Here is a 23,819-nt window from a genome sequence, read left to right on the forward strand (position 1 = left end):
GCCGGCGGCCCGGAGTCACCTGATCCGCCCCCGATCGCCTCGCCGTCGCTGTCGGAAAGCGCCATAGTACGAGATGTCCGATGCGACGCCGCCGCTGGCCGGTTCCTCGTCCGCCACAATGGACATCACCGGGGCTTTAGTGCCCTTTTCGCCACTCGGGTAGACTCCGCCGACTGTGACGCCTGCCGAGTCCCGCGCCCTCGCTTCCCGGGCCAGGTCCGTCGGGGCGCCCGGCGACTCCGCCGCCCTGACCGACCGGGTCGACACCGCCCCGGCCCCGGTGACCTCGACCGCGCCCGAAACAACCGCGCCGGCCCAGGCCGTGCCGCACGAGGTCGCGGTGGACCAGGCCGCGCCGGCCCAGGCCGCGCCGGCCCAGGTCGCGCTGGACCAGGTCGTGCCGCACGAGGTCGACCGGGACGAGACCGGGGCGGCGACCACCGCGCCGGACGGGACGGTCCCGGCGTCCGGGCCGAGGCGGAGCCGTTGGGCCCGCTGGACCCGACGGCGGCAACACCTGGCGGTCGGGGCGCTGTTCCTGCTCGCCGCCCTCTGGGTGACCAGCCGGCTCTGGCTGGACCCGGCCGGCCGGGTGGCGTCGCTCTACACCGGTGACCCCGCTCAGGTGCAGTTCTTCCTCGCCCACTCGGTACGGGTGGTGCTGCACGGTGAGTACCCGTTCTACACCGAGCAGTTCAACTACCCCGACGGCGTCAACCTGATGGCCAACACGGCGGTGCTGGCGCTGGGCATCCCGATGGTGCCGGTGACCCTGCTGTTCGGTCCGGCGGTGTCCTTCGTGGTGCTGGTGACGCTCGGCCTCGCCGGCACCGCCATGGCCTGGTATCTCGTGCTCCGCCGCCACCTCGTGCGTACGCCGCTCGCGGCGGCCGTCGGTGGCTGGTTCTGCGGCTTCTCCCCGGCGATGCTCTCGCACGCGAGTTGGCACCCGAACATCATCAGCCAGTTCCTGCTGCCGTTCATCGTCTGGCGGGTCCTGGTGTTGACCCGTTCGCGCCGGCCGGTCCGCGACGGCGCCCTGCTGGCTCTGCTCGTCACCGCGCAGGCGTTCATCAACGAGGAGATCCTGCTCTTCACGGCGCTGGCCTGCGGGATCTTCCTGATCGCTGTGGTGGTCCAGGAGCCGGACCGTTGGCGGGCGGCGTGGCGACCGCTGGCCGCCGGTCTCGCCGCCTGCGCGCTGCTGGCCGGGGCCCTGCTGGCGTACCCCCTGTACGTGCAGTTCGTCGGGCCGATGGCGTACCACGGGCTCAGCGACGCGGTGCAGGACTACGGCAACGACATCGCCGCCTTCTTCGCGCCCGGCTCGGCCACTCTCGGCGGCAACCAGCGGGCCAACGTCAATCTGGCGCCCAACTACTCGGAGGAGAACGCCTTCTTCGGCTGGAGCCTGTCGATGCTCGCCGTCGGCGTCGTGGTCTGGCTGCGTCGGGAGATGCTCGTCCGGGCGCTCGCCGCGACCGGCGCGTTCTTCGCCCTGCTCTCGCTCGGTGAGCAGATCTCCTGGTGGGACCGGGACCTGGTCACCGGGCCGTGGGAGCTGCTGGTGCACCTGCCCCTGCTGGACGCGGTGGTGCCCACCCGGTTCGGTCTGATCACCACGGTGGTCATCGGTCTGCTGCTCGCGATCGCCGTCGAGCGGGCCTGGGCGCTGCGGCCGGCCGACCGACGTACCGTCCGGACGCTCACCGCCGCCGGCCTGGCGTTTGCGCTGCTGCCGATCGCTCCGATGCCGCTGCGGATGGTCTCCCGGCCCCCGGTGCCGGAGTTCATCACCGCCGACCGGTGGCGGGCGTACGTCGGTCCGGACCAGACGCTCGTGCCGATCCCGGTGCCCAGCATGGGCAACACGCACGGCATGCGCTGGGCGGCGGCCACCAACCTCGACTTCAAGATCCCGGGTGGCTACTTCCTCGCCCCCCGCAACGGCAACACCGGTGACCCTGGCCGGTTCGGCGGACGACCCAGCGGAGTGGGCCAACTGCTGGAGGAGGTGGCGACCACCGGTCGTACCTCCAAACTGGACGACCGGCAGCGCCGGCGCTTCACGGACGAGCTGCGGCACTGGCGGGCGGCGATCCTCGTACTCCCGGTCCGTCAGCAGAACGCCGAGCCGTTGCGGCGTACCGTCGAAGAGCTGGTCGGCCCCGGCCGCCAGGAGTTGGACGTCTGGGTGTGGGATGTCCGGACGCTGACCGACCGCTCGGTCTGATGACCACGGGAACGGCGCCGTCGACGACGCCGGCCGATTCCCCGACCGCGCGCCCGCCACGAGCGGCGTGGCTGCCGGACGCGCTGGTGGTCGCGGGCTACCTGGCGCTGGCCGCGGTGCTGACCAGCCGGCAGTGGGGTCATCCTCAGCGGCTCTTCCACCAGGCCGGTGACCAGGTGCTCTTCGAGTGGATGCTGGCCCACGCGGCGCACGCCGTGGTCGCGGGGGAGAACCCGCTCTTCAGCGCCGCCCTGAACGCGCCGTACGGCGTCAACCTGATGGCGAACACGTCGGTGCTCGGCCTGGGCGTGCCGCTGGCCCCGGTCACGCTGCTGTTCGGCTCGCAGGTGGCGTTCTGTGTGGCGGTGGTCGGCTGCCTCGCCGGCACCGCCACGGCCTGGTACGCGCTGCTGCGCCGTCGGCTCGTCTCCGCCCGTTCCGCGGCGGCGCTCGGCGGGCTGGTCTGTGGATTCGCCCCCGGCATGGTCGCCCAGGCCGGCGCGCACCTGCACGTGGCCGCCCAGTTCCTGCTGCCGGCGATCCTCGCCCTGGTGTTCCGGGCGGGCACCGGCCGGTCGGCGGTGTGGCGGCCCGGTGTCGGCCTCGGGCTGCTGCTCGTCTGGCAGGTCTTCATCGGCGAGGAGGTGCTGGTCTTCCTGGCGCTCGCCGCCGGGGTGTTCGCGCTGGGCTACGCCCTGGCCGATCGGGCCGCGGCCCGTCGTCTCGCGCCGGCCCTCCTCGGCCGGCTCGCGGTGGCGGCGGTGGTCGGCGCGGTGCTGCTGGCGTACCCGCTGTGGTTCCAGTTCCACGGCCCGCAGCACTACACCGGGATGGCCTTCGCCGCGCACGGCTTCCAGCTCGACGCGGCGTCGTTCACCGCCTCGGCCCGGCAGACGGTGCTCGGGGACGACTGGCTGCCGGGTCTGCTCTCACCGAACCCGACGGAGGAGAACTCGTTCTTCGGACCCGGGCTGCTGGTCCTCGCCGTCGTGGTCGTGGTCTGGCTGTGGCGACGACCGCTGGTCCGCGCCCTGGCCGGCTGCGGTGTGGTCTTCGCCCTGCTGTCGCTCGGCACCGACCTGCGGGTGGACGGCAGCGCCACCGGGATCCCGGGCCCGTACCGGCTCGTCGCCGGGCTGCCGCTGCTCGACCTGGCGGTGCCGGCCCGGTTCGCGCTGGTCTGCGTGCCGGTGCTCGGCGTCCTGGTGGCGCTCTTCGTGGACCGCGTCGCCGGGGCCCGCCGGACGGCCGTGCCGGGCCTGCCGGTACGGCTGGTGTGGGCGTCGGCGGTGGCCGCCGCGTTGCTGCCGCTGACGCCGACACCGATCCGGGTTGTTCCGGTCCCGCCGGTGCCGGCCTTCGTCGCCGAGGGCCGATGGCGGACGCTGGTGCCGCCCGGACGGACCGTGGTGGGCCTGCCTCCGGTCACCGGCGCCGCGCTGAGCCCGGTCATGCTCTGGTCGGCGCGCGCCGGGCTGTCGTTCGACGCCCCCGGCGGGTACTTCATCGGGCCGAGCGGGCCGGACGACCCGGCGGCCCGCTGGGGCGCCCCGGACCGGCCCACCGCCCTGCTGCTGCGCCGGGTCGCCGAGACCGGCCTGACACCGGTGCTGAGCGCGGCCGACCGCCGCCAGGCCGTCGAGGATCTGCGGCACTGGCGAGCGGCGGTCGTGGTACTCGGCCGGCTGCCCAACGGCGACGCCGTCCGGCGGACGGTCGACGACCTGATCGGCGCGGGCCGCCCGGTCGACGGCGGGTGGATGTGGGACGTGCGGCCCCTCGTCGGTTGATCAGCCCACCAGGGCGCGGACGTCCCAGACCCAGACGTCGTCGACCCGCTGCGGCGGCCCGAGCAGCGCGGTGACCAGCTCGCGCAGCACCGCCTCGCGCGGGTGGGCGCCGAGCACCACCACCGACGCCCGCCAGAACCGCAGGTCCTCGACGGCCTGCCGCCGGTTCTCGTCGGTGAGCGGGGGCAGGACTCCCGCGTCCATGGTGGAGTAGATGAGGCTGCTGGTCGGTCGGTTCGGCGCGCCGAAGACACCTTCACCCAACTCGTTCGGGCCGATGAAGTAGCCGCCCGGAATGGGGAACTCCTGCTCGGTCAGGGCACTCCAGCGCAGCGTCGGCAGACCGTGCACGTTGCTCGGGATCGGCACCGGCACGAGGGTCCGGCCCGCCGGCACGTACGGTCGCCAGCCGCCCGCGGTGATGAAGTGCGGCGGCGGGTCGATCTGCTGCGCGGGCAGCGGCCGGGGGAACAGCGGCAGCAGGGCGACGGCGACCGCCGCGTACCCCAGGGGTCGCAGCCACCGTCGGCGCGGCGCGACCGGCGCGGCGGCCGGCTCCCCGGCGCGCGGGGCCGGCGCGAGGCCCGCGCGGGCCTGCCGGGCCGCCGCGTCGCAGAACAGCGCCAGCAGTACGCCCACCGCGGCGGCGACCACCAGCGCCAGCCGGGTCGGCATCATCATCTCGACCAGCGGCAGATCGTCCGACACGTACGACCACGGGCCGGGGATGTCGGTCTCCACCCCGTCGAAGCGCACCCACGGCCCGATCGAGGCCACGGTGAACACCACGACGAGCACCGCGACGACCCGGGCGGCGAGCGAGCGGCGTACCAGCAGCGCCAGGGCCACCAGCGAGAGCAGTACCAGCGGCCAGCCGAACCAGGTGTTCTGCTCGGTCAGCCCGATCGTCTTCTCGATCGCCGGGTCACCCGCCCAGGTGTCCCGGGCGAAGGAGACGAAGGCGACCAGATCCTCGCCCCAGTTGTGGAAGACGCCACCCTGCAGGCCCCGGTAGGACTGGGGGCCGTCGAACTGGAACCAGATCGGGTACGCCGTGAGCGTCAGGGCCAGCCCACCGGCCACCCCCATCCCGGCCAGGAACGTCCCGGCCATGGCGCGGGTGGCCCGGGGCCGCTGTACCGCGTACGCCAGCACGACGACGAGGCAGGCCAGCGCGGTGAGGAGCAGCATCTCCTCGTTGATGAAGATCTGGTACGCCACCAGCGCGCCGAGCGCCAGCCCGTTGCGCCGCCACCGGCCCGGCTCGCCGAGGCGCAGCACCCGCACCACGATCAGCGGGAGCAGGAAGTTGGAGACGAAGTTGGGTTGGCCGTTGGCGTGGTGGATGATGCCCGGCGCGAAACCGAGGAAGGCCCCGCCCACGAAGGCCGCCGCCCGCGAGCGCACCAGGTGCCGCGAGAGCATCCAGTACGCGGTGCCGGCGGTGGCGGCCAGGGCCCCGCCCAGGTAGAGGGCGTACATCACCTGCGGGCCGAGCAGCATGGTGAGCGGGGCCAGCGGCAGCGTCACCCCGAGCAGCGAGGTGTTGGCCATCATGTTCACCCCGTCCGGGGCGTTCTGCCGGGCCGTGAACAGCGGGTTCTCCAGGTGCCGCAGCGAGTACGCGCCGTGCGCGAACAGCCACTCGAACCAACTGTGGTCGGTGGGCAGGTGCGACGAGACCCGACCGGTCACGTCCCCCCAGTAGTTGAGGCAGACGAAGACGCCCAGCACCACATAGGCTCCGAGGGCCAACAGGTCGGCTCGGGCCGGGCGACGTCGAGGCCGCCGTGTCGGCTCGACCTCGGCCGACGTGGGGTCGGTCACGGAATTCAGCGAGGGGTCTACCACCGGCACAGCCACGACGCGCCATCGTACAGGCGAGGGTGCGTCGCTTTTGCCGGGCCGGTACGCCCACGGCCGGTTTGCCGGGCCGCACCCGGTCGGTTGCGCCGGCGATGGAGGGACGGTCCTTGTCGATCATCGAGCTGGGCGAGATCCGGGACGAGCCTCCGTCGCTGCCGCCGGTCCGCCCGCCGCGCGCCGCCGGCCGCCCCCTGCGTACCGTGGCCGTGCTGCTGCTTGCCCTGGTCACCCTCGCTGGCGCGACACCGGTCCGGCACCGTGCCGTCACGTCGGTGCCGACCGCGCCGGGCGCCTCGGCGTACCTCACCGAGGATGGCGTCGTGGTGGTCGACGCGTCCACGCCCACCGGGGACCGGTACCTGAGCGTCTACGACCAGGCCGGGCCGGCGGGCGGAGACGGCGTACGGCGTCGGTGGCGCGCGGCGCTGGATCGCAGCGGTGACTACGTGACCGTGTGGATCCAACGCGGAATGCTGCTGGCGGTGGGTGTCAGCGTCGCCAGCGGTGTGTTGGAGACCACCGCCTACGACGCGCAGACCGGCCAGCGGCGCTGGCGTCACCCGGGGATCGCCCAGCGGGCGACCGACGGGGGCATGCTCCTCGCCAACGACACGGGCGACGCGCTGGGCACGGTGAGTCGGGTGACGCCCGACACCGGCCGGCTCCTGTGGTCGGTGCCGGTTCCGTTCGGTGGCACCGAATTCCACCGGCGGGGCGGGCAGGTCGACCAGATCGTGTTCGTCCAGCCGACCGGTGAGGTGCAGGTGTACGACGCCGACACCGGGGACCTGCGACACAGCGTCGACACGTTGCCCGGTGATCGCTCGGCGTTCCAGCGGGTGCAGGTCGTGGACGACCTGGTGCTGCTCGTACCACCCGGCAGCACCGAGCTGGTCGCCTTCCGGCTGCCCGCGATGGAGCGGGCCTGGACATCGCCGGTGCCGCTGGTGGCCTGGGCGGTACCGTGCGCGGATCTGCTGTGCGCGGTCCAGCAGACCGGCGGCATCCAGACCATCGAGCCCGCCACCGGCGCGGTCCGCTGGTCGGACCCGGGGCCGGACATGCTGGTGGACGTCCGGCGGGACAGGCTGCTGGTGGCCACGTCCGAGCAGCAGTACGCGGTGCGCGACGCGCGGACCGGACGGGAACGCGCCGAGTTGGGCCGGTGGCAGCTCGTGAACCAGGTACGCAGGGAGGACGCGCTGCTCGGCGTACACCCGACGTCCGACGGTCGGCTCGTCGTGGCCGAGCTGGACCTCACCGCCGGCCGGACGCGGATTCTGGACGTCCTGCCGGAGGTGGCGGGCGGGTGTCAGTCGGCGCGGCCCGTCCTGCTCTGCCGACGGCTCGACGGCTCGACGGCACTCTGGAGGTTGTCCCGGTGAGCGATGCGGTGATCGACCTCGGGGAGCTGCGGGACGGGTCGGACCCCGATCCGCTGCCCCGCCCACCGTGGAGGAGGGGGCGTCGGACCCGCACCGCGCTCGTCGCGCTGCTGGTGCTCGTCGGCCTCGCCGCGTCGACGCCGACCGCCCCGCGTGAGGTGGTGACGCTGCCGGCCGGGCCGGGCGCCGACGCGCTGGTCACTGACGATCTGCTCGTCCTCGTGGAACCGCTGTCCGAGCCGGGACAGCGGCAGGTCCGGGCCACCCGCCTGCCCGGCGGCGAGCTGGCCTGGCGGGCGTCCCTACCGACCGAGGGCCGGTACTGGGGGGTCGCGCAGCAGGGCGAGACGCTGCTGGTCACCGGCCACGAGGTCGGCGCGGACGGGCAGGGGACGCTCACCATCGCGTTGGACCGCCAGACCGGGGCGTACCGGTGGCAGCAGCCCGGCAACGCCACCGGGCTCTCCGACGGCGCTCTGCTGCTGTGGTCGGCGGGCGAGAACGGGGGTGCGCTGCGCGCCGTCGATCCGTGCTGCGGCACGGTGCGCTGGCAGATGTCCGTCGATCCCGGCGTCGACCTGTCGTTCCACGAGGGTGGGTACGGGGTGGACCGTCTGGTGCTGCGCCACCCCGACGGGCCGACCGAGATCCGCGAGGCGGCCACCGGCGTCGTCCTGGCCCGTGCCGACGTCCGCCCGCCCGGCGGTTCGGGCGCCGTGTCCGTGCAGCCGCTGGGCGACCTGCTCGTCACCATCGGTGGCCGTACCGCCATGATCACCGCGTACGGCCTTGACGACCTGCGGCAGCGCTGGAGCGTCCCGTCCGGCGAGGCGATGTTCGCCAGCGACTGCGGTGTCGTCATCTGCGTGCAGACCCGCTCCGGCGGCGTACGGACGATCGACGCCGCGACCGGTGTGCCGCGCTGGAGCGACGACCGCTGGGGATGGGTCTGGCCGTCCGCCGGTCGGCTGCTCGCCAGTTCGGTGGGCAGCTCCCCGCCGGGCGTCGAGAATCTCGTCGTGCTCGACGCGCCGACCGGCCGGGTGCTCGCGGAGCTGGGACGGTGGGAGGTGGCGCAGTACGCCTCCGACGGTCCTCTGATCGGTGTACGCCGACACCCCGGCGGCGGGCTGCTCGTCGCCCGGCTGGACGTCCGTGCCGGGACCGTGCGCACGTTGGACGTGCTGCCGGGGGCGGGCGGGGAGTGTCAGACCCTCACCGGTCAACTGCTCTGCCGGCGGCGGGACGGCGACTTCGGGTTGTGGCGGCTGCCAAGCTGACCACCGGCGGCCCCACGAGGGAGGATTGCTTGCCCGCCGGCACTAGGTTGTCGGTGGTCAGCAGCGAGGAGGCCGGGATGCGGGTACTGGTGGTCGAGGACGAACGCAACCTCGCCGACGCGATCGCGCGCGGGTTACGCAAGCGGGGCATGGCGGTCGACGTGGCGTACGACGGTGACGCCGGCCACGAGGCGGCGTTCGTCACCCGGTACGACGTGGTGGTCCTCGACCGCGACCTGCCCGGTGTGCACGGCGACCAGATCTGCGCCGACCTCGCCGCCTCCGGGGCGCTGACCCGGGTGCTCATGCTGACGGCGAGCGGCACCGTGGCCGACCGGGTGGAGGGGCTGCAACTCGGCGCGGACGACTACCTGCCCAAGCCGTTCGCGTTCGACGAGCTGGTCGCCCGGGTGCAGGCGCTGGGTCGGCGGGCCACCCCGGCCGCGCCGCCGGTGCTCGAACTGGCCGACCTGGTGCTCGACCCGGCCCGCCGGGTCGCCACCCGCGCCGGTGTGCCGGTGGACCTGACGAACAAGGAGTTCGGCGTGCTCAGCGAGCTGCTCAAGGCCCGCGGCGCGGTGGTGTCCAGCGAGGAGCTGCTGGAGCGGGTCTGGGACGCCAACACCGACCCGTTCACCACCATCGTCCGGGTGACCGTCATGACCTTGCGCAAGAAGCTCGGCGATCCGCCGTTGATCGAGACGGTGGTGGGGGCGGGCTACCGCACCGCCGAGGTGCTGCCGTGAGCCGGCCGGCACGGCTGCGGCCCACCCTGCGGCTGCGGTTGACGCTGCTCAACGGCGTACTGCTGGTCGGCGCGGGCGCGATCCTGGTGCTGCTGGCCTGGCTGCTGGTGCGCGACGCGCTGCGGCCCACCGATGAACTGCTGCCCGGCACGACCGTGCTGCTTGCCGACGGCGGCGAGTTGGACGCCGCCCAGTGGCAGCGTCAACTCGTCGACTCCGCCTCCGGGGAGTTGCTGGCCAAGGGCCTGGTCGCGCTGTTGGCGATCAGCGTGGTGGGGGTCGCTGGCGCGTACGCGGTGGCCGGCCGGGCGCTGCGACCCCTGCACCAGGTCACCGCGACCGCCCAGCGGCTCGGTGAGGCGACCCTGGACCAGCGCATCGGCTACTCGGGCGCGGACGACGAGGTGGCCGAGCTGGCGAAGACGTTCGACGCGATGCTGGACCGGATCGCGTCCGCGTTCGAGGCGCAGAAGCGATTCGTGGCGAACGCCTCGCACGAGCTGCGTACCCCGCTCGCCGTCATGCGGACCGAGATCGACGTGACGCTCAGCGACGACGACGCGGACGCCGCCGAGTACCGCCGGATGGCGACCGTGGTGCGGGACGCCTCGGAGCGCGCGAACAGCCTGGTGGACGCGCTGCTGGTGCTGGCCCGCAGCGAGGCCCAGGCCGGGGGTCGGCTGGGCCGGCGCAGCGAGTGCGACCTGGCCACGGGCACCGCCAACGCGCTGTCCGCGATGCGCCGCGAGGTCGACCGGATCGGCCTGCGGGTGCAGACGTCACTGGAGTCCGCCCCGGTGGTCGGCGACCCGGGGCTGCTGGACCGGTTGGCCGGCAACCTGATTGAGAACGCCGTCCGCTACAACCACCTGCACGGCCGGCTGTGGGTACGGACGGGCACCGACGGCGACCGCTCGTGGCTGGTGGTGGGCAACACCGGTTTCGAGGTGGACCAGGCCGACGTGCCGGGGCTGTTCGAGCCGTTCCGGCGCGGCGGCCGGGAACGTACCGGCGCGCGCGGCTCCGGCCTGGGGCTGTCCATCGTCCGCGCGGTCTGTCAGGCGCACGGTGGAACGGTCCGGGTGGTCGCCCAGCCCGGTGGCGGCCTGGAGGTGACCGTCACCCTGCCGGCGGTGGACGCCCCGGCGGTACCGGGCCCGGTGGCCATCAGCGGCTGAGCGACGATTGCGCGACATCACCCTCGTGGAGGACCACTGTGAGTTCGACGATCCACAACATCAGCATCGACTGTGCCGACACGTACGCCCTGGCCGGCTTCTGGTCGAAGGTCTTCGACTGCCCGATGCAGCCGGACGACCTTCCCGGCGACCCGGAGGCGATGCTGCTGCCGCCGGGCGGCCCGGAGGTGCTGTTCATCGCCGTGCCCGAGGGCAAGGCGGTGAAGAACCGGCTGCACCTGGACCTGCAACCCGCCGACCGGACCCGGGCCGAGGAGGTTGAGCGACTGCTCGGCATCGGCGCGACCCTCGTCGACGATCAGACCAGGCCGGACGGCGCCGGCTGGGTGGTGCTCGCCGACCCGGAGGGCAACGAGTTCTGCGTGCTGCGCAGCGCCGCCGAGCGGGCGGCGACCCCGGCGGGGCCGGCGGGCTAGACGCCGTCGGCCTGGTGCCGTACGGCGGGACGCCGCAGTCGCGACGCCCCGCCGTACCCATGCCGGCGCGTCAGCGCCGGGGCACCGAGAAGTCCTCGGTCGGAGTGGTGTCGCTGGCGCCGTCCGTACTCGCGTGCAGGCCCATGCCACGCGCGGCGAAGACCCGCCAGATCTCCCGCTGCCCGCGACCGTGGTTCACCACCCGGTCCGCCAGCAGGATCGCGTCGCGCATGTCCAGGTAGGACGGGTCCGACGGCGACAGCTCCATCGCCCGGGTGATCAGCGAGCGGGCCAGGCGGCTGCCGATCGCGGCACGCAGGTCCCAGAGCGTCTGTGCCCAGATCTCACCGTCGGCGTGGATCTCCGGCTCGGTGGTCCCCGGCACGGTCGACGAGTTGCGGATCTTGCCGTAGTCGCCGTAGGTGTAGCCGCCCGTGCCCGCGGCGGGGTTGCCGGCACACACCGGCTCGGTGCTGTGCACCGGGCAGTCCATCGCCTCGCTACGCACCGAACGACCGCCCAGGATGTAGTCGCCCTCGCGGACGTCACCGTCGACGGCGTCGTCCCGCTCAAGACCGCTGTCGACCAGGTAGTCCAGGCCGTACCAGTCGCTCCACGCCTCGTACATCGCCTGCGCCTGGGCGCTGATGAGGGTCGAGTTGCCGTTGGCGTCGACCACCAGCCGGTCGGACAGTCCGTGGGTGTACTCGTGGTAGAGGATGTCCGCGGTGTCTCCCGAGTTGCCGGCGAGAACGCTTGCCGACTTGACGAACAGGTACATCTGCATGCGCGGCGCCATGCCGTCCGGCGGGGTCGTCATGTTGGCGTTGTTGGCGTGCTTGCTGTCCGGCAGGCCGTTGGCGGTGTCCGCGCCGTCCATCGCCTCGGCGACGACCGCATCGCCGTCGACCGCCTCGAAGTTGCCGGCCGCCCGGGTGAAGCCGATCGGTGCGGCCGCGAGGTGGTCGTGCCAGGTGCCGAGGAAGGAGAAGAGCTGCGCGGCGTTCTGCTCGCGGTTGGTCTGCCAGGAGTACGGCACCGCCGGATTCCACGAGCACTGCCGTTGCGCCGAACACGGTGCGCCGACCTGGTCGGAGAAGTTCGTGAACGGGAAATCGAAGCTGCTCGCGGCGTTCGGCGCGACCTCTTCCGACGCCTGGGCGACGTTGTCGGCGTTCACGTCGGAGTAGACGTGCCCGACGTTGCCCTCCAGCCGGGTCGCGTTCGGTGGCAACCACCTGTTCAGGTCGACCGTGCGCTGGCTTCCGCCGACCGGGGCGCCCGGGTAGTTCTGCCACGTCGTCGCGTGGTGGTTGGCGACCATGCTCCGCTGGAAGAGAACGCTGCCGTCGGCCGCGTCCACCACGCTGAGGTAGCCCCCGGCCATGTCGATCACCTCCCAGGCCAGTCTCGGGCCGGCCTTCGTGTTGAAGACGACCTGGCGGGCGCGATCGCCGTCGGAGAAGGTCGCGGACGACGTGGTCCGGGAGCGCACGGCCGCGGCCGGCACGCCCGACACGGTGCGTACCGCGGCTCGGTGGGCGGCGACGGCGTCCACGCGCGCCGCGCCGAGCGTGGCGGGCAGCCCGGCCAGCGGCACGCCGTCGACCGCGATCAGCCGGCCGTCCCTGGTGACATGCGCCTTGAGGCCGTTGCCGACGACGTCGACCCCGTTCACGTGCTGTACGAAGCTCAGATGATGGGTGCCTTCGATGTCGACGTAGTCCTTGCGCAGCCGCAGGGCGGCGATCTCGGCGGCGGTCAGGCCGACAGCCGAGCGATGGGCCGCCAGATACTCGCGGGCGATCCGCTCGGGAGCGGCAGCGCTCGGCCCGGTCAGGTAACCGTCGAGCCGGGCCAGCCGCCGCAGCGTCGCGGTGTCGCGGTCGATCTCGACGATGCCCTCCGCGCCGAGACTCGCCCGCAGCGAGTTCGCCGCCTCGGCGACCCTGGCGCCGGGGGGAGCGGCCTGCGCGTTGATCGGCAGCAGCGCGGACGCGAGCAGGACGCCCGCCGCCGCGGCGACACCGCGTCGGATGATGGTTGAGCCCACTCTCGTACTCCAATACTTATGCAGGCATCAATGACGCGACAGACGCTAAAGGTCCGTAATGGACATCCACTTGATCGGCGATCATGGCAGTGGCGGGGTGCGCGCCCGGTGCTGTTAGATGAGCGGCCACAGCAGGGTGAAGGGTGTGTGGCGGATGGATACGACGGCGATGGAGCCGGTGCAGGCGTACCTCACCGCGACCGGTGACCGGCTGCGGGCCGACGGTTGCGAGGTGCGGATCGAGGACTGGGGTGGCACGCCGGTGCTGATCGGCTACCGGGGCGACTTCAGGATGCGGTGGATGGCCACCAAGCTGCACCTGTTCACGATCGCCGCGCCGACGATGCGGGTGACGGCCGACGTCCTGGAGGCGTTCAGCACCTCGGCGATGGATTACGTGCTGGCGCGCAAGGGGCAACTGCGGGGCTTCCAGAACGGGGTGGCGGTGCTCCCCGCCGTGGTCGGCCTTGAGGTCGAGCCGGCAGCCGCGGCGTGGGCCCAGGAGAAGCAGCGGCTGAAGTTCGCCGCGCTGGCCCGTCCGGTGGCCGTGGACGCCCGTACCGGCGTCGCCGCCGCCTTCCGAGGGAGCCCCACGCTCGGCTTCATCTACGCGGCTCACCTACGCGGCAAGCTCGACGCGTACTTCCCGGTCGCCTGACGGCGGTACGGCGGGGCCCCGGTCACCCTCGGGTGGCCGGGGCCCGGTCGTGCGTTCGTTCAGGATCGCTGCTCGATCTGACCCCGGACGCCGACGAACTCCGCCTTGGCCTCTGCGGCGGTCTTGAAGTACATGACCACCAGGCCCACGCTGCCCCGGTCGGCCCAGACGCAGACGCCGAGGGGGACGCTCTCGGCCTTGCCGTCGCCGCAGCGCGCGTCGCCACCCAGCGGCCCCGCCTCGACCGCCGCCATGTTGGTCACCGACAGCTGGCTGGCGAGCCCGGTCACCGCCTCGTCCAGCTCCTTCTTCGGGTCGGCCATCACGCCGGACACCGCGGCGATCAGGACGAGGTCCTGCTTGGTCGGATCGCCGTAGAACGCGCCGACCGTGCTGGTCTCGTTCTGCACCTCGGTCTTCATCTGGGTGACCATCTGGTCGGCGACCGTCTGCAACTGCGGGTCGGTGTTCTTGGCCCGGCCGGCGAGGGCGGCCGGCGCGACGACCCGGGTCTTGGTGGCGTCGACGACGTCGCCCACCTCGTCCTTGACCGCGAACCAGGTGATCGCCGCGCCGCCGAGGCAGAGCACGAGCACGACGGCCAGCACGATCAGGAGGATCTTGCCGACGTTCGACTTCTTCGGCGGCGGGCCGGCCAGGTGCGGGCCCCCGTAGGGCTGCCCCGGCTGCGGGGGCGGGAAGCCCTGCTGCTGCGGCCAGCCACCGGGCTGCTGCGGGGGCGGGAAGCCCTGCTGCTGCGGCCAACCGGGCTGCGGCGGGCCGGGCTGCTGCGGCGCTGCCGGCTGGTACGGCTGGCCCGGTTGGTACGGCGCTGCCGGCTGGCCCGGCTGTTGCGGCGGGACGGGGGAGTCGTGCGGCGGCGGCCCGAAGGGGTTGGCCGGTGGCTGGGACATCAGTCAGCTCCAGGATGGGGTGCGAAACGCGTGATCGTAACCCGGTCAGGGCACCCGTGCGGTACCGACCGGGTCCCGCGGGCCACCACGACCGCCCGCAAACGGTCGCGGTGACCGGCCCGGTCCACGAGGGACGGTCCGGCCACCGCGACGGAGGAGCTGATCGGTCAGGCGGGCAGGCTCGCCGCCCCGCGCGGCAGGAACCGCCGGCCGGTGACCCGCTCGGAGGTGCCGGTGCGGTCCAGGTACGGCGTGACACCGCCCAGGTGGAACGGCCAGCCGGCGCCCAGGATCATGCACAGGTCGATGTCCTGTGCCTCGGCGACCACACCCTCGTCCAGCATGAGCCGGATCTCCTGTGCGAGCGCGTCGAGCGCGTTCTGCCGTACCTGCTCGGCGGTCAGCGGCTCATCGCCCACCACCAGCAGCTTCGCGACCTCAGCGTTGATCTGGTCGTCGACGACGAGCGGCTGACCCGAGTCGGCGATCCGCTTCAGGTTCTCGCTGACGTCGTACCGGTCCGGGTACGCGGCGTGCAGGGTGCCGCCCACGTGGTACGCCACGGCCGGCCCGACGAGCTGGAGCAGGGCGAGCGGTCGCATCGGCAGGCCCAGCGGGTCCAGGGCGCTGTCCGCGACGTCCAGCGGGGTGCCGGCGTCCACGGCGGCGAAGACGGTACCCAGGAAGCGGGTGAGCAGCCGGTTCACCACGAACGCCGGGGCGTCCTTGACGAGCACGCTCGACTTCTTGAGCTGCTTGCCGACCGCGAACGCGGTGGCCAGGGTGGCGTCGTCGGTGCGCTCGCCCCGGACGATCTCCAGCAGCGGCAGCACCGCCACCGGGTTGAAGAAGTGGAAGCCGACCACCCGCTCCGGGTGCTCCAACTCCGCCGCCATCTCGGTGATCGACAGCGAGCTGGTGTTGGTGGCGAGCACCGCCTCCGGGGAGACGATCTTCTCCAGCTCGGCCCACACCTGCTTCTTGACGCCCAAGTCCTCGAAGACCGCCTCGATGACGAAGTCCGCATCGCTGAAGGCGCTCTTGTCGACCGTGCCGCTGACCAGGCCGTACAGCTTGGCGGCCGTGCCCTTGTCCATCCGGCCCTTGGTGACGGCCTTCTCGATCTGGGTGTGCACGTAGCCGACGCCCTTGTCCACCCGGGCCTGGTCGAGGTCGGACATCACCACCGGCACCTGGAGGCGGCGGGCGAACAGCAGCGCCAACTGACTGGCCATCAGGCCGGCCCCGACGATGCCGACCTTGGTGATCGTGCGAGCAAGGCCCTTGTCCGGTGCGCCGGCCGGGCGCTTGGCCCGCCGCTGCACCAGGTCGAAGGCGTACAGACCGCTGCGCAGCTCCTCGGAGAAGACCAGGTCCGCGAGGGCCTCGTCCTCGGCGGCGGTGCCGGCGGCGAAGTCGCCGTCCTTCGCGGTCTCCAGCAGGTCCAACGCCTTGTACGCGGCCGGGACCGCGCCGTGCAGCCGCTGGTTCAGCGTCTCCCGGGCGAAGTAGAGCACGCCCGCCCACATGTCCCTGTCGACCTCGGGCCGGGTCACCGTGACCTGGCCGCGCACCACACCGGCGGCCCACTCGAGCGAGCGCTCCAGGAAGTCGGCCGGTTCCAGCAGCACGTCCGCGATGCCCAGCTCGGCGGCCTGCTTCGGCTTGAGCATCTTGTTCTGCATCAGCGGGTTCTGGATGATCACCTGCGTGGCGGCGGGGATGCCGATCAGGTTCGGCAGCAGTTGCGTGCCGCCCCAGCCGGGCACCAGACCGAGGGAGACCTCGGGCAGGGCCAGCGCGGCAGCGCCGCCGGAGAGCGTCCGGTAGTGGCAGTGCAGCGCCAACTCCAGGCCGCCACCCATCGCCGCGCCGTTGACGAACGCGAACGTGGGCACGCTGCTGTCCTTGAGCCGGGCGAAGACCCGGTGACCGAGCCGACCGATCTCCAGCGCCTGCGCGCGGTCGGCGAGCTGCGGCAGGCCGACGATGTCCGCGCCCACGCAGAAGATGTACGGCTTACCGGTGACCGCGATGAACGCCGGGTCGGCGGCGAGCGCGGCGCTGATCGCCTCGTCCAGGCTGGCCAGCCCACCAGGGCCGAACGTGTTCGGCTTGGTGTGGTCGAAGCCGTTGTCCAGGGTGATCAGGGCGGCCGGACGGTCCAGCCCCGGCACGCTCACCTGGCGCAGCAGCGCCCTGGTGACGACCTCGTTCGGTGCCTTCACTTGTCGCCACCTTCCCAGTTCGGGTTCTCCCAGATGACCGTGCCGCCCATGCCGATGCCGATGCACATCGCGGTCACGCCGTAGCGGACCTCGGGGTGCTCGGCGAACTGGCGGGCCAGCTGCGTCATCAGCCGTACGCCGGACGAGGCGAGCGGGTGGCCGATGGCGATCGCGCCGCCCCACGGGTTGACCCGCGGGTCGTCGTCGGCGATGCCGAAGTGGTCGAGGAAGGCGAGCACCTGTACGGCGAACGCCTCGTTCAGCTCGAACAGGCCGATGTCGTCGATGGTGAGCCCGGCCAGGCGCAGGGCCTTCTCGGTCGACGGGATCGGGCCGACGCCCATCACCTCCGGCTCCACCCCGACGAAGCCGAATGACACCAGCCGCATGGCGACCGGCAGGCCCAGCTCGCGGGCGGTCGCCTCGTCGGCGAGCAGGCTCGCGGTGGCGCCGTCGTTCAGGCCGGCCGCGTTGCCGGCGGTGACCTTGCCGTGCGGGCGGAACGGGGTCTTCAGGGTGGCGAGCTTCTCCATCGAGGTGTCCCGGGGAGCCTCGTCCACTCCGGCCAGACCCCAGCCGCCCTCGGCGTCGCGGATGGACATCGACACCAGGTCGTCCTGGAGCTTGCCGTTGGCGTACGCCTTGGCGGTCTTCTGCTGCGAGGCGAGCGCGAACGCGTCGGTGCGTTCCTTGGTGATGTGCGGGACCAGGTCGTGCAGGTTCTCCGCGGTCGCGCCCATGACCAGCGCCGACGGGTCGACCAGCTTCTCGGCGATGATGCGCGGGTTGGGGTCGACGCCCTCACCCATCGGGTGGCGGCCCATGTGCTCGACGCCGCCGGCGATGGCGACGTCGTACGCGCCCATGGCGATGCCGCTGGCCACGGTGGTCACGGCGGTCATCGCGCCGGCGCACATCCGGTCGATGGCGAAGCCGGGAACGGTCTTGGGCAGGCCGGCCAGCAGCGCGGCCGTACGGCCGATGGTGAGGCCCTGGTCGCCGATCTGGGTGGTGGCAGCGATGGCGACCTCCTCGACCCGCTCCGGCGGGAGCTGCGGGTTGCGGCGCAGCAGTTCCCGGATGCAGCGGATCACCAGGTCGTCGGCGCGGGTGTTGGCATACATGCCACCCGCCTTGCCGAATGGGGTACGGACGCCGTCGACGAAGACGACATCCCGAACTTCACGGGGCACTTGAGCCTCCTAATCGACCACAATTCGGCCTCCGCACCGCTGGGCGGCGCTCCGGACCGAACGAGCGTCGGCCGGGCGGGGCACGTCACCCCGAATGCTACTCGCCAGTAACCAACCCCGTCCCCACGCCCCACTGTGGCCCACCCCACACCCCCCGTCCCACCTCGCTGCTCATGAAGTTGTTGTCACGACACGCCGATGGCGATGGCGATAACTTCATGATCAACGGCGGGGGGAGGGGGTGGGTCAGGGGATGGGGTTGGGGGCCAGGGCCTCGGTCAGGTGTGCGTTGAGCAGGCCAATCTGCCACTCGCGGGCGTTGAAGCCGCGGAGCGCCTCTGCCACCGTGGCCTCGGTGATCTCCTCCGGAGGAGTCCAGGCCAGCCGACGTACCGAATCCGGGGTGATCAGATTTTCCGGGGGCAGGTTGTGCTCGCCCGCGAGACGGACCACCACCTCCCGGCAGCGGGCCAGGCGACCGGCCGCCACCGGGTCCCGCTCGGCCCAGCGGTGCGGTGGGGGTGGCCCCTCCACCGTCGGGGTGACCGGCAGGGCGTCGTCCGGCAGCTCCCGGGCGTCGTCGAGCGCGGCCAGCCAGGTACGGGCCAGCCGGCGGACCGATCGGCCGCCGAAACCGGGCAGTGTCAGCAGCGTCTTCTCGTCCTTCGGGTCCAGCTCGGCCGCCGCGACGATGGCCGAGTCGGGCAGCACCCGACCGGGCGCGGCGTCCCGTCGGGCGGCGATCTGGTCCCGGGCGTACCACAGGGAGCGGACCCGGGCCTGAGCCCGCGCCCCTCGCACGCGGTGGATGCCGGACGTGCGCCGCCAGGGCTCGGCACGCACCCGGGGCGGGCGTGCGCCGGTACGGACCAGGGCGGCGAACTCCTCGGCGGCCCAGGCCGACTTGCCCTGCCGTGCCAGTTCGGCGTCGAGCGCGTCGCGCAGATCGGTGAGCATCTCCACGTCGAGCGCGGCGTAGGTCAGCCACGACTCGGGCAGCGGGCGATTTGACCAGTCGGCCGCCGAGTGGTGCTTCTCCAGGGTGTAGCCGAGTAGCTGCTCGGTCAGCGCGGCCAGGCCGACCCGCTCGAACCCGGCCAGCCGTGCGGCCAGTTCCGTGTCGAACAGCCGGCGTGGGCGCAGCCCCACCTCGGCCAGACACGGCAGATCCTGGCTGGCCGCGTGGAGCACCCACTCGGCGTCGCCGATCGCCGCGTCCAGCGTGCTGAGGTCGGGCAGCGGCAGCGGGTCGATCAGCGCCGTGCCGGCGCCCGCGCGGCGTAGCTGCACGAGGTACGCGCGTTGGCTGTAGCGGTAGCCCGAGGCGCGTTCGGCATCGAGGGCAACCGGGCCGGTGCCCGCCGCGAAACGGGCCACGACCTCGGCGAGTTCGGCCGGGGCGGCCACCGGTTCGGGGGTGCCGTCACGCGGTGCGGTCAGCGGAACGGGCCCACCGTCGGTCGGGTCGGGCCCCTCGCCCGCCGGCTGCGGCTGGGCCGACGGCGGGTGCTGGGGTGCGTGTCCCGGAGGTTCTGCGGTGGGCCGACGGCGCAGGGGTGGTTCGTCGGTCACCTGCCAACCCTAGTGCGCGCACCGATCCCGCGTGCGCAGCCGGTCCGGCGTGTGTCGACCAGGTGTCCGCAAGGCGTCCTTTCGGATGCCGGACATCGGGGGAGACAAAGCCCGTTCGCGCAGGTACGGTCCATCGAGCCGTCGGCCCCGATCGGGTGGACATCCGGGATGACGGCCGCACGGGGAGATCACGGGGAAGGGCAAGACGATCATGACGGCTGGTTTCGGTGCGGGCGACGGGCGACCGATGGGCGCCGACCCGGACGGCATGAGCGGTTCAGCCGCCGAACGGCCCGGTCCGCTGCCCCCGCGCATCGAACCGCATCCACCGGTCGGCGCCACCTGGTCCGGCACGCCAGGCGGCACCGAGCAACCCATGGCCGTCCCGACGCCCCGCGCCGGTTGGTCGGCGCCGCCCAACAGCGGGCAGTGGGGTCAGGGTCCGGTTCCGGCCGGCCCGCCCGCCGCGCCGCCGGGACAAGCGCCCTACCCGGCGGGGCCCGCGCCGTACGCCCCGGTCGCTCCCGCGTCGTACGGCGGTGGTTACCCGCCGGCCGGAGACCTGGCCAGCGCGCCGCCGTACCCCGCCGGCCAGCCCGGTTGGCCGGGTGTCACCCCGCCGCCGGTGCGACCCACCCGACGCCGCTGGCCGGTCGTGCTGGCCACGGTGCTCGTCGTCGCGTTGGCCGCCGTGGTCGGTATGCAGGCGTACCAGCTCGACCGCCTCGGTGACCGGCTCGCCGCCACCGACGGCCGGCTGGCGCAGGCCCAGGACGGCGACGGCGCCCGCCTCGACGGCCTTGAGAAGCGCGCCGACGCCCTGGAGAAGCAGGCCGGCGCCGCGTTCAACCCGGAGGCGGTGGCCAGCGCCGTACTGCCCAGCGTGTTCCGGGTACGCGCCGGCCAGTTCACCGGCAGCGCGTTCGCGGTGGGCAAGCCGGCGGCCGGCGGCGGCACCAACCTGTTCACCAACTTCCACGTGGTCGAGTCGGTGTGGGAGGGCGGCGGACGCGAGGTCTTCCTGGAGCGCACGGACCAGCGCTTCCCGGCGACCATCGTCAAGGTCGACAAGACCAACGATGTGGCGCACCTGCGTACCACCGGCAAGTTCACCGGCCTGGTCACCGCGCCCACCGCCGTGAAGTCCGGCCAGCAGATCGTCGTCGTCGGCGCTCCGCTCGGCCTGGAAGACAGTGTCACCACCGGTGTGGTGAGCGCGTTGCGCGCCGCCCAGGGTGGCTCCGGCCCGGCCATCCAGTTCGACGCGCCGATCAACCCCGGCAACTCCGGCGGCCCGGTGATCAACGGCAGCAAGCAGGTGGTCGGCATCGCCACCGCCAAGGCTCGCGACGCCGAGGGCATCGGGCTGGCCGTACCGATCAAGGTCGCCTGCGACGGTTTCAAGATCTGCTGACCCGCGGCCTCGGCCGCTCGCGCCACCCCACGGCCCTCCGGGCCGTCCCCAACCCCGTCCGGGTCCTCGGCCCCGGACGATCCCGACGCTGCATCCGGTCCGTCGCGCCCACCAGCGGAGGACCCGCTCACCTGGAGGAAGAAACATGTCCCAGCCACCGACCGGCCCGGAGGGCACCCCGCCCGCCGCGCCGACGCCGCCGGCCGCCACCCCGCCGGCCGGTGCGCCCGACGCCGACGCGACGGTGCCGCACGCGGCGGTGCCCCAGCCGACCGGCACCGAACCGACCGCGCAGTACCCGACCGGTCAGCCCGCCCCGCAGCAGTACGCCCCGGGCCAGGCGATGCCGCCGCAGCAGTACGCGCCGGGCCAGGCCGCCCCGCAGTACGGCGCCGGCCAGACGACCGCCTACCCGGCCAGCGCCCCGCCGTACGCCGGGCAGCCCATGTCGGCCCCGCCGGTCTCCGGCCCGGCGTACGGGCAGCCCATGTCGGCCCCGCCGGTCTCCGGCCCGGCGTACGGGCAGCCCATGTCGGGCCCGCCGGTCTCCGGTCCCGCGTACGGGCAGCCCATGTCGGGCCCGCCCGGTATGGCGCCGTACGGCGCTGCGCCGGCCCCGCGGCGCAGCCGCGCCGTGCTGGTGCTGGCTCTGGTGGCCACGCTGCTCTTCCTCGTAAGCGGGGTGATGACCGGGCTGTTCGTGACCAAGAACAACGAGCTGAACCGGACCGAGAAGCGCCTCAACGCCCAGGTCAGCCAGCGCGACGGCACCATCGCGGCCAACACCACCGAGATCGGTCGGCTCAAGACCGAACTGCAGGTCATGCAGGACAAGCTCGACAACACCGAGCAGGATCTGACCGGTACCCGGAACGACCGTGACGAGCAGACCCGGCAGAAGAAGGTCATCGCCAGTTGCCTGGACAAGCTGACCACGGCGCTGGGCGCGGCGGCCGCCGGCAACAAGAGCAAGTACGACGCGGCGATGAAGGGCCTCGACAAGGTCTGCGACGAGGCGGAGAACTACCTCTGATCCGCCGCGCCGCCCGCCGCCACCCCCGCCCTCAGGCGGTGGCGGCCGGGCGGCGGTCGGCGAGCGCGGTGACCCCGGGCGGGGGCAGACCGGCCGTCGAGGCGAGCAGGGTGCACCACCCGAGCAGGTGGGGGGCCAGGTTGTCGTCGACGGGTGTCCAGGAGGCGCGGATCTCGATGTCGCCGGCCGTCGGTGGGCCGGCCAGGTCACCGAACCGGGTCGACATGGTCTGGGTGACCGTTCCGCCGATCGCGCGGTGACGGGCGTCCTGCGTGTCGAGGGCGTCGGTCAGCCACGTCCAGCCGACCCCGGGTAGCAGCGGGTCGGCGGCGAGGTCGACCTCCAACTCGGCCGTCACATAGGTGACTAACCGCAGGGTGCCCTGCCACGCCTCGTGCCCGGCGGGATCGTGCAGCAGGATCAGCCGCCCGGTGGCCACCTCGTCGCCGTCGCGCAGCACCGTCGCGGAGAGCGCGAACGTGTACGGCGCGAGTCGTTGGGGCGCGCCGACCTCCTCCAGGGTGATCTCCGGCCGGGGCGCCGGCGACCGGAGCCCGGCGACCGCGCGGGCGAAGGTCTCCGGGAGCGCGATCGGGGGGGCCATGTCGGCAGCCTATGCCGCCGTGTGGTCGCCCGCTTCGACGGCGCGCCGACACTCGCGAGAGGCGTCCGGGTGTGGAACGTGCCCTTCCTCTCACCCCCACCCGGTCCGAGGTGGGCGGCGTGGCACGATTGCGGCGATGACCACGGATACCACGGGCACTGCCGCCCGAGACGGACACCCGCGCCCCGGCGGCCCGGCCGACTCGCCCTTCGTCCGGGCGTGCCGGCGTCGGCCCGGCCCGCACACCCCGGTCTGGTTCATGCGCCAGGCGGGACGCTCCCTTCCGGAGTACCGGGAGATCCGGGCCAACGTGCCGATGCTGGAGTCGTGCCGCCGCCCGGAGCTGGTCACCGAGATCACCCTCCAGCCGGTTCGCCGGCACGGGGTGGACGCGGCCATCCTGTTCAGCGACATCGTGGTGCCCGTCGCCGCGGCCGGGGTCGACCTGGACATCGTGCCGGGCACCGGCCCGGTGGTCGCCGAGCCGATCCGTACCGCCGGCGACGTCGAGCGGATCCGTCCGATCAGCCGCGACGACGTCCCGTACGTGGACGAGGCCGTCCGGCAGCTCGTGGTCGAGCTGGGCGACACCCCGCTGATCGGCTTCGCCGGGGCGCCGTTCACGCTGGCCAGCTACCTCGTCGAGGGTGGCCCGTCGCGGACCCACGCCAAGACCAAGGCCCTGATGTACGGCGACCCCGAGCTGTGGCACGCGCTCTGCGCCCGGCTGGCCGAGGTGACCCTGGCCTTCCTGCGGGTGCAGATCGAGGCCGGGGTGTCCGCCGTACAGCTCTTCGACTCGTGGGCCGGCGCGCTCTCCGAGGCCGACTACCGCCGTTACGTGCTGCCGCACTCGACGGAGGTGCTCAGCGGGTTGGCGGACGCCGGTGTGCCGCGCATCCACTTCGGGGTGGGCACCGCCGAGCTGCTGGGCGCGATGGGTGAGGCCGGCGCGGACGTGGTCGGCGTCGACTGGCGTACGCCACTGGATGTGGCCACCGGCCGGATCGGGCCGGACCGGGCGGTGCAGGGCAACCTGGACCCGGCCGTGCTGCTCGCGCCGTGGCCGGTGGTCGAGGCCGAGGTACGCCGCATCGTCGAGCAGGGCCGGGCCGCCCCCGGGCACGTGTTCAACCTCGGCCACGGTGTGCTGCCGGAGGTCGACCCGGACGTGTTGACCCGGGTGGTCGCGCTGGTGCACGAGGTGTCCAGCCGCCGGGCCGACCAGGGCTGAG

Annotated in this window: 18 protein-coding genes; 11 read left to right on the top strand and 7 right to left on the bottom strand. The window is 73.0% G+C overall.

The window, feature by feature from the left end; genetic code table 11:
• Window positions 1–340 precede the first annotated feature (340 nt).
• Both AB0B55_RS08310 and AB0B55_RS08315 read left to right on the top strand, forming a co-directional pair.
• Complete coding sequence (locus AB0B55_RS08310; protein ID WP_357171579.1) at window positions 341–2,233, top strand: hypothetical protein; 1,893 nt, start codon at window positions 341–343, stop codon at window positions 2,231–2,233.
• Window positions 2,233–4,023 carry a hypothetical protein gene (locus tag AB0B55_RS08315; protein WP_357171247.1) on the top strand — a complete coding sequence of 597 codons (1,791 nt, stop codon included), beginning with the start codon at window positions 2,233–2,235 and terminating at the stop codon, window positions 4,021–4,023. The genes AB0B55_RS08310 and AB0B55_RS08315 overlap by 1 nt, the downstream gene beginning before the upstream one ends.
• On the opposite strand, the gene AB0B55_RS08320 is transcribed toward AB0B55_RS08315, so the two are convergent.
• Window positions 4,024–5,874, bottom strand: coding sequence for a hypothetical protein (locus tag AB0B55_RS08320; protein WP_357171580.1), 1,851 nt, complete (start codon window positions 5,872–5,874; stop codon window positions 4,024–4,026).
• A 122-nt stretch (window positions 5,875–5,996) separates the two neighbouring features.
• On the opposite strand from AB0B55_RS08320, the gene AB0B55_RS08325 reads away from it, so the two are divergent.
• The 5 genes from AB0B55_RS08325 (at window position 5,997) to AB0B55_RS08345 (ending at window position 10,915) form a co-directional block, all read left to right on the top strand.
• Complete coding sequence (locus AB0B55_RS08325) at window positions 5,997–7,274, top strand: PQQ-binding-like beta-propeller repeat protein (RefSeq protein ID WP_357171249.1); 1,278 nt, start codon at window positions 5,997–5,999, stop codon at window positions 7,272–7,274.
• Complete coding sequence (locus tag AB0B55_RS08330; protein ID WP_357122752.1) at window positions 7,271–8,554, top strand: PQQ-binding-like beta-propeller repeat protein; 1,284 nt, start codon at window positions 7,271–7,273, stop codon at window positions 8,552–8,554. The genes AB0B55_RS08325 and AB0B55_RS08330 overlap by 4 nt, the downstream gene beginning before the upstream one ends.
• 77 nt (window positions 8,555–8,631) lie before the next feature.
• The gene (locus AB0B55_RS08335) at window positions 8,632–9,300 is read left to right on the top strand and encodes a response regulator transcription factor (RefSeq protein WP_355053305.1); all 669 of its coding nucleotides are present in this window, start codon (window positions 8,632–8,634) and stop codon (window positions 9,298–9,300) included.
• Window positions 9,297–10,478, top strand: a complete 1,182-nt coding sequence (locus tag AB0B55_RS08340; protein ID WP_357171251.1) for a HAMP domain-containing sensor histidine kinase — start codon at window positions 9,297–9,299, stop codon at window positions 10,476–10,478. The genes AB0B55_RS08335 and AB0B55_RS08340 overlap by 4 nt, the downstream gene beginning before the upstream one ends.
• Before the next feature lie 38 nt (window positions 10,479–10,516).
• A complete protein-coding gene (locus AB0B55_RS08345; RefSeq protein WP_357122758.1) occupies window positions 10,517–10,915 on the top strand; it encodes a VOC family protein in 399 nt (132 codons plus the stop codon).
• A gap of 70 nt (window positions 10,916–10,985) precedes the next feature.
• Here AB0B55_RS08345 and AB0B55_RS08350 read toward each other — a convergent pair whose 3' ends face one another.
• Window positions 10,986–12,968, bottom strand: coding sequence for a M4 family metallopeptidase (locus AB0B55_RS08350; protein WP_357171253.1), 1,983 nt, complete (start codon window positions 12,966–12,968; stop codon window positions 10,986–10,988).
• A 154-nt stretch (window positions 12,969–13,122) separates the two neighbouring features.
• Between AB0B55_RS08350 and AB0B55_RS08355 the strand changes: the two genes are divergently transcribed.
• Window positions 13,123–13,626: a levansucrase gene (locus tag AB0B55_RS08355; protein WP_357171255.1), complete on the top strand. Its 504-nt coding sequence runs from the start codon at window positions 13,123–13,125 to the stop codon at window positions 13,624–13,626.
• Between the two features lie 59 nt (window positions 13,627–13,685).
• Here the strand turns inward: AB0B55_RS08355 and AB0B55_RS08360 are convergent, their stop codons facing one another.
• From AB0B55_RS08360 to AB0B55_RS08375, 4 genes are all read right to left on the bottom strand, one after another.
• Entirely contained in the window at window positions 13,686–14,540 is an 855-nt protein-coding gene (locus AB0B55_RS08360; RefSeq protein WP_357171257.1) for a hypothetical protein, read from the bottom strand.
• 167 nt (window positions 14,541–14,707) lie between these two features.
• Window positions 14,708–16,768, bottom strand: a complete 2,061-nt coding sequence (locus tag AB0B55_RS08365; protein WP_357171259.1) for a 3-hydroxyacyl-CoA dehydrogenase NAD-binding domain-containing protein — start codon at window positions 16,766–16,768, stop codon at window positions 14,708–14,710.
• Window positions 16,765–17,961 (bottom strand): thiolase family protein, encoded by a 1,197-nt coding sequence (locus tag AB0B55_RS08370; protein WP_357122774.1) that lies wholly within the window; start codon window positions 17,959–17,961, stop codon window positions 16,765–16,767. Before AB0B55_RS08370 ends, AB0B55_RS08365 begins: the two co-directional genes overlap by 4 nt.
• Window positions 17,962–18,207: 246 nt before the next feature.
• Window positions 18,208–19,533 carry a ribonuclease D gene (locus AB0B55_RS08375; protein ID WP_357171261.1) on the bottom strand — a complete coding sequence of 442 codons (1,326 nt, stop codon included), beginning with the start codon at window positions 19,531–19,533 and terminating at the stop codon, window positions 18,208–18,210.
• Window positions 19,534–19,744: 211 nt separating this feature from the next.
• On the opposite strand from AB0B55_RS08375, the gene AB0B55_RS08380 reads away from it, so the two are divergent.
• Together AB0B55_RS08380 and AB0B55_RS08385 are read left to right on the top strand one after the other, a co-directional pair.
• The gene (locus AB0B55_RS08380; protein WP_357171263.1) at window positions 19,745–20,947 is read left to right on the top strand and encodes a S1C family serine protease; all 1,203 of its coding nucleotides are present in this window, start codon (window positions 19,745–19,747) and stop codon (window positions 20,945–20,947) included.
• Between the two features lie 145 nt (window positions 20,948–21,092).
• A complete protein-coding gene (locus tag AB0B55_RS08385; protein WP_357171265.1) occupies window positions 21,093–21,980 on the top strand; it encodes a hypothetical protein in 888 nt (295 codons plus the stop codon).
• A gap of 31 nt (window positions 21,981–22,011) precedes the next feature.
• Here AB0B55_RS08385 and AB0B55_RS08390 read toward each other — a convergent pair whose 3' ends face one another.
• Window positions 22,012–22,584, bottom strand: a complete 573-nt coding sequence (locus AB0B55_RS08390; RefSeq protein ID WP_357122786.1) for a DUF3000 domain-containing protein — start codon at window positions 22,582–22,584, stop codon at window positions 22,012–22,014.
• Between the two features lie 136 nt (window positions 22,585–22,720).
• On the opposite strand from AB0B55_RS08390, the gene hemE reads away from it, so the two are divergent.
• Window positions 22,721–23,818, top strand: a complete 1,098-nt coding sequence (gene hemE, locus AB0B55_RS08395) for a uroporphyrinogen decarboxylase (protein WP_357171268.1) — start codon at window positions 22,721–22,723, stop codon at window positions 23,816–23,818.
• Window position 23,819: the final 1 nt, after the last annotated feature.

The sequence above is a fragment of the Micromonospora sp. NPDC049107 genome (genome assembly GCF_040648595.1).
Taxonomy (GTDB): domain Bacteria; phylum Actinomycetota; class Actinomycetes; order Mycobacteriales; family Micromonosporaceae; genus Micromonospora.

Coding starts and splice junctions, on each gene's coding strand:
- AB0B55_RS08315 (WP_357171247.1), top strand. CDS start 2,233: ATGACCACGGGAACGGCGCCGTCGACGACGCCGGCCGATTCCCCGACC.
- AB0B55_RS08335 (WP_355053305.1), top strand. CDS start 8,632: ATGCGGGTACTGGTGGTCGAGGACGAACGCAACCTCGCCGACGCGATC.
- AB0B55_RS08355 (WP_357171255.1), top strand. CDS start 13,123: ATGGATACGACGGCGATGGAGCCGGTGCAGGCGTACCTCACCGCGACC.
- AB0B55_RS08360 (WP_357171257.1), bottom strand. CDS start 14,540: ATGTCCCAGCCACCGGCCAACCCCTTCGGGCCGCCGCCGCACGACTCC.
- AB0B55_RS08380 (WP_357171263.1), top strand. CDS start 19,745: ATGACGGCTGGTTTCGGTGCGGGCGACGGGCGACCGATGGGCGCCGAC.
- AB0B55_RS08385 (WP_357171265.1), top strand. CDS start 21,093: ATGTCCCAGCCACCGACCGGCCCGGAGGGCACCCCGCCCGCCGCGCCG.
- AB0B55_RS08390 (WP_357122786.1), bottom strand. CDS start 22,584: ATGGCCCCCCCGATCGCGCTCCCGGAGACCTTCGCCCGCGCGGTCGCC.
- hemE (WP_357171268.1), top strand. CDS start 22,721: ATGACCACGGATACCACGGGCACTGCCGCCCGAGACGGACACCCGCGC.